Raw genomic sequence first — 4,828 nt, 5'->3', positions numbered from 1 at the left:
GCAATACCAGATCAGGCAGTACCTCATTCACCATCGCTGCTGCCTGCTCGGCACTGTTCGTACATAGAGCAGTATAGCCTGCATTGCGCAGGTTATAGGCGATCAGCTCCTGAATCGCCGATTCATCTTCCACTACCAGAACTGTTGCAGACATCTCTCACCTCACTGGAAAAAGGGGTATAGCCAACATCCGGAACATACAGGGCAATAATGACAGAATGATGACAATTTAATCTTTGATGGATCACGACCGATAGCGATAATCACTATACCCATGCATCACGCCTAACGAGCTAGTGTTCTCACTACAGTGAACACACTTGATCACGGCTTCCCCGCACAGGCATGCTGCCCGATGATTCAGATCGTACCTAGAAACCAGCCATGAAGTTGAGACGCAATCGGTTTTGCCAACCAATGGAGTCTAACCCGGCAGTGATATCCTTCTGTTGATAGCGATAATAAGTCGCGTTCAGCATAATGTTCGGGCGCAGAACATAGTCGATTGCCAGTGCGTGTTGCAGGTAGTTGGTCGCAAGATTGGTATTGTCGTGGCTGTAAGCACGGCGTCCGTATCCATCTGAGCATAGCCATAAATGAAATGCCAGTCTCTGGGCTGGCTTGCACGCCCGACCAGCAGATCGATACCGAAACCGGTATCAGCTCCCATCGCAGCACCGAAATTATGCAAATAATCACCGATCACCCGTACTGGCTATCGTTCACCCAACCTGCGCCATGTCATGGCTGCAATCACATCCAGCAGATTAAAATAAGAAAGATATCGCCCGTTCGCAAACAGGTTGGAGCGAAAATCTCCTTCCGAAGCGCCTACGACACTTCGCAGGGAATAGTCGTAATAGCCCACTGCCACTCTGTTTGCAAAGGAGCAGGAGGCGTCTCCACTACGATCTGTCCACCAACCATTCAACTGTCCGGACCCGGCAACGGTTTCATCGACAATAAAATAGAGTACGTTCGTTCTCAGCCTCATGCCGCCGAGAAAAGCCGTATAGTTTGCCGAAGCCCCCTGTGGTGAAACATCACCATCCCATAGCAGTTCCATACGAACGGCTGTGGAATCTTTCCAAGATATGCCTGAAAATTGCCGGAAGCAAGACGAAGGTAAGCCTGATCCAAGCTCACTTGTAAATCGTCTTCGAACCTGGACAACGTAATATCGTAGAATGGGGATCATCAGGGTCACCTGTCGCCAGTTGTCCACCAATCGCCAACCAGTCATTCACAGCATAAGCAGCACGCAGGCGGGCACGCAGCACATCTCGATTACGATCGCCCACGTCTTTTGATGCCAAAATTCGACTCGTAGCGAATGCGCATATCGTCCGAAAGCATGAGACGCGTGAGTGGCGTCACAGCCGGAACATTGGCCGTAACCGGACGGCTTTGGGTCTTCGCCGGCAATACGGGCTCTGGTGCAGATGCGTACGTTGTCACGGCTAGTGGTGTTCCACCTGACGGTGCTCCACCCTGCCGTGCCAGAGTGGCTTCAAGCTCTGCGATCAGGGCTTACGCCCGCAGCTATTCAGCCTGTAATGCTTGCACTGCCGCCTTCAATTCAGCAATAGCAGCATCTTGCGCATTATCTTTCGCCTGTACACTCGCAGGAGACACGGTGAACAGGACGAGAGAGGGAGCCACATTAATATTCAATATCATGTATATAAACGGTTTTTATGATTTTCTATTTCCACATACCGTCAAAAATACCGTCTTTTAACTGGTGCTGGACACAAATTTCAGCCGGGACCAATCGTTGTACCTAAATCCAGATAGCAAGCAGCTGATCAATCAAGAAATATAGCGAATGGGTAGGAACCCGCTTTGTTACTTGATTTATGAGAACGTGATTCTCATCATGTGAGCACCTTCTGAAATTATGCCCTGTTTTGGCTACTCCATCCCCATGTTTGGGCAGATTGTGAGATGCTTCAGGGAAACGGGGAAGCTATTGGATATTGAAGTAATCTGGCTCGCGACAACCTTTTTCGTAATAGCACTGGTGTATGCAGCGGTCGGACAGGCAGGAGCATCTGGCTATATTGCCGCCATGGCACTTTTTGGCTTTGCCCCCGCAGCCATGAAAACAACAGCCCTCGCTTTGAACTTGTTGGTCGCGATGATTGCCACCTTCCATTTCATGAAGTCTGGACGATTATCATGGCGGAATGTCTATCCCTTTGTCATTCTGGGTTTTCCATTCTCTCTGCTCGGCGGAACAATTCATCTCTCCCACGAGATTTACTATCCGATTGTAGGCGTGATCCTCATGCTCTCCGCAATCCAGATGGCACGGTCCGCATTTCGTAAGGGCGCAGCTATCGGTAAACCAAGCGTGCCGCCATTCTGGCCAGCTTTAGCGACAGGAGCGATTATCGGCTTCATCTCAGGGACAACGGGAACAGGTGGCGGCGTATTTCTTGCCCCCATGATTCTGGCGATGAATTGGGGAAGCGCGCATCAAACTGCGGCTACAACTGCAGTCTATAATCTGATGAACTCAGCCGCCGCCTTGATGGGTGCTTATGCATATTGGAATGCCCTCCCGACGTCATTGCCGTGGTGGCTAATTGCAGTAGCAGTAGGTGGATCAATCGGTGCGTTCGTTGGAAGTCAATATCTGTCTGATCGCTGGTTGCGTGCGATCCTTGCCGCCCTTTTGCTGGTATCAAGCGTCAAGTTGCTCTGGTAGCAATACTTCCTATTCTGGTTACTCTAGCCCGTGGATCCAAGCCCAGATCATCCCGGCTTACGGTTCATCATCCCAAACCGTTCGATCATGCTTTCCAATGATGCCAATGATTTATCGGCGAAAATATCATGCCTGGCTCTCAGCCGATGAAAGGTATCCCAATGCATCCCCTTGGGTTTCCTGGGAAAGAATTCGAGCATATTTGCTGAACCACCAAGCCGCTGGCGGATAGTTTGTGCACGCCGCAATGCGCGGTTGCCTACATTTTCGCACTGGCCCGAATAGATCAGCTTGTGACACTTCCTGCAGGCCACGCGTCTGCCGATATACAGGACAGCACAACGTCTGCCACAGTAGGGGCAGGCAAACCAATACCGCTTACCGCCATAGTTGCATTCCGTGGTGATCAGTGGAGCTCGATCTTTGACATCATGCTGACCATTCAAGGTGTAGCTGCATTCAAGGCTACCCCCGATCATTTTCATCCAGATAGAAGCCCGTATCTCGCCCGTGTCAGCATCCTTCCATCCCCAACCAAAGGATGCCGCCTTCATACAACCACTTTTCCCACGCCAGCCGTCTTACATCAATCTGACGCATATCGCCGGTCTTTCGGTGCCAGCCAGGCCGCCCGGCTCCGTTTCGGTAACCACCCCGCATCGTGTTATCTCCCAGAAAACGAAATCATTAGGTAAATATACCTCTGTCAACCTCATAAACCATCTAAGAATCGCGACAACAAAGGATTTCAAGGCGTTTGATCATCATGTCAAAACTGCCTGTTATTATCAGTGAATAGTGCATTCCAACCTTGACTGAATCTTGCCGTAGTTCAGAAAAATCCATGCGTAATGCGTGCATAAATATGAGGTTTTATAAGGTATCTGGTGAGTGAATAAATCTCCGCTGTAACCTGAACATGGCCAATCAACCAGGTAGACAAGATTCAAATCTGAATTCTGCTGAAATGCCTCCATCATGGTGCGAATGTCGCACATAACGTGGGCGGGGGATTTCCCCCAGGGGTATGAATCCGATTCACCCCCACTCGCAATGGCTTCCTTGGCTTACTTTCGTTTGAAACGGAAGAAAATCTCGTACACGCACGCGTAAAAGCTCGCTGGGCCCTGCTCCGTTTCAAACGGAAATGGGGAGTCATGGTGGCATTCGTAAATATCAGGAAAGGCTATTTCTTTTTCAGGTGTGTGGATGGCTCGTACCTTCGCGTGCGTAAAGGCTAGGGAGAATTCACCGTCCCAAAAATTGGGGACGGGCTGGCAGGTCAGCGTTAGCGGTAAAAATCGGGCTTGTGAAGTCGGTGACTTGCCTCATTGCTTACCGTTACCAGTGCACGGATATGGCACATCGATTCTGCAAGGAAGAACAGCAGTATCGAGCAATCTCTTGCACTTTAAAAGCTGCCTGCGCGAATGGGACCTTCACCTGGTTCGTCGCTACTGACAAGCAGGGCAATGCCATTGAGTACATCTTCAATGTTCTGCATGGTTAAGAGAGCAGATTCTGCAGCGCAGGCAAACCATTCAAGCTCAGAAGGTGTCAGCTGGTCAGCAGTGCGTTTCCAAAGTTCATACACGATTGCCTTCGATGTTCTTCATGCTGTCGATTCTGAGCTGGGTAGTGTCTTGAGAGAGAGTATTTTTAGATTGAGCGGTCATGGCGACCTCCTGTTGGGTATGTTGAAATTCACCCTTGTTGATAGGGTGGCCAGGTACTTCAACACCGCCAACAGACAGCCCTGAGCCTTAGCCTTGCGGCTATTTTTCGGCTTTCGCGCTACCCGGCTATAAGTAGTTATCGTCCTTATTCCTGAACGACTAAATTCTATGGGCACAAAAAAACCGCTTATCTGTCGGGTGCGGTATCCGCTGTTGGAAAGTATGTTGAACACTTGGGGTGACTCTAACACTAAAAGGGAATGGTTAAAACCTTTCTATGGGATCAAAATTGATTTGTATTTACAGGACGATTTTCCACAATGTCATGGCGTATACTTTATTAGGAATATTTGAATTATCTTTTTATATAGACAAATGCATCAGTATTAGTAGCTGATCCATCGCTTAAGATTATTAAACAAAATGTCTTATACATTGC

The 4,828-nt window shown here is 49.2% G+C and carries 6 protein-coding genes; 1 reads left to right on the top strand and 5 read right to left on the bottom strand.

Annotated features, from left to right (window positions below):
- Positions 1–472: 472 nt before the first annotated feature.
- The 3 genes from ABUL11_RS10845 to ABUL11_RS10835 all read right to left on the bottom strand — a co-directional run bounded on the left by ABUL11_RS10845 (position 473) and on the right by ABUL11_RS10835 (position 1,316).
- On the bottom strand, positions 473–691 hold the full coding sequence (locus tag ABUL11_RS10845) for a hypothetical protein (protein ID WP_350283867.1): 219 nt from the start codon (positions 689–691) through the stop codon (positions 473–475).
- 24 nt (positions 692–715) lie between these two features.
- Positions 716–1,066, bottom strand: coding sequence for a hypothetical protein (locus ABUL11_RS10840; RefSeq protein WP_350283866.1), 351 nt, complete (start codon positions 1,064–1,066; stop codon positions 716–718).
- A gap of 76 nt (positions 1,067–1,142) precedes the next feature.
- A complete protein-coding gene (locus tag ABUL11_RS10835; RefSeq protein ID WP_350283865.1) occupies positions 1,143–1,316 on the bottom strand; it encodes a hypothetical protein in 174 nt (57 codons plus the stop codon).
- 656 nt (positions 1,317–1,972) lie between these two features.
- Here ABUL11_RS10835 and ABUL11_RS10830 point away from each other — a divergent pair.
- Complete coding sequence (locus ABUL11_RS10830) at positions 1,973–2,713, top strand: sulfite exporter TauE/SafE family protein (protein ID WP_350283864.1); 741 nt, start codon at positions 1,973–1,975, stop codon at positions 2,711–2,713.
- Positions 2,714–2,760: 47 nt separating this feature from the next.
- Here the strand turns inward: ABUL11_RS10830 and ABUL11_RS10825 are convergent, their stop codons facing one another.
- Entirely contained in the window at positions 2,761–3,267 is a 507-nt protein-coding gene (locus ABUL11_RS10825) for a hypothetical protein (RefSeq protein ID WP_350283863.1), read from the bottom strand.
- 857 nt (positions 3,268–4,124) lie between these two features.
- On the bottom strand, positions 4,125–4,307 hold the full coding sequence (locus ABUL11_RS10820; protein WP_350283862.1) for a hypothetical protein: 183 nt from the start codon (positions 4,305–4,307) through the stop codon (positions 4,125–4,127).
- Positions 4,308–4,828 lie beyond the last annotated feature (521 nt).

The organism is Nitrosomonas sp., assembly GCF_040256045.1.
Taxonomy (GTDB): Bacteria; Pseudomonadota; Gammaproteobacteria; order Burkholderiales; family Nitrosomonadaceae; genus Nitrosomonas.
This window is presented reverse-complemented; position numbering and strand designations above follow the sequence as displayed.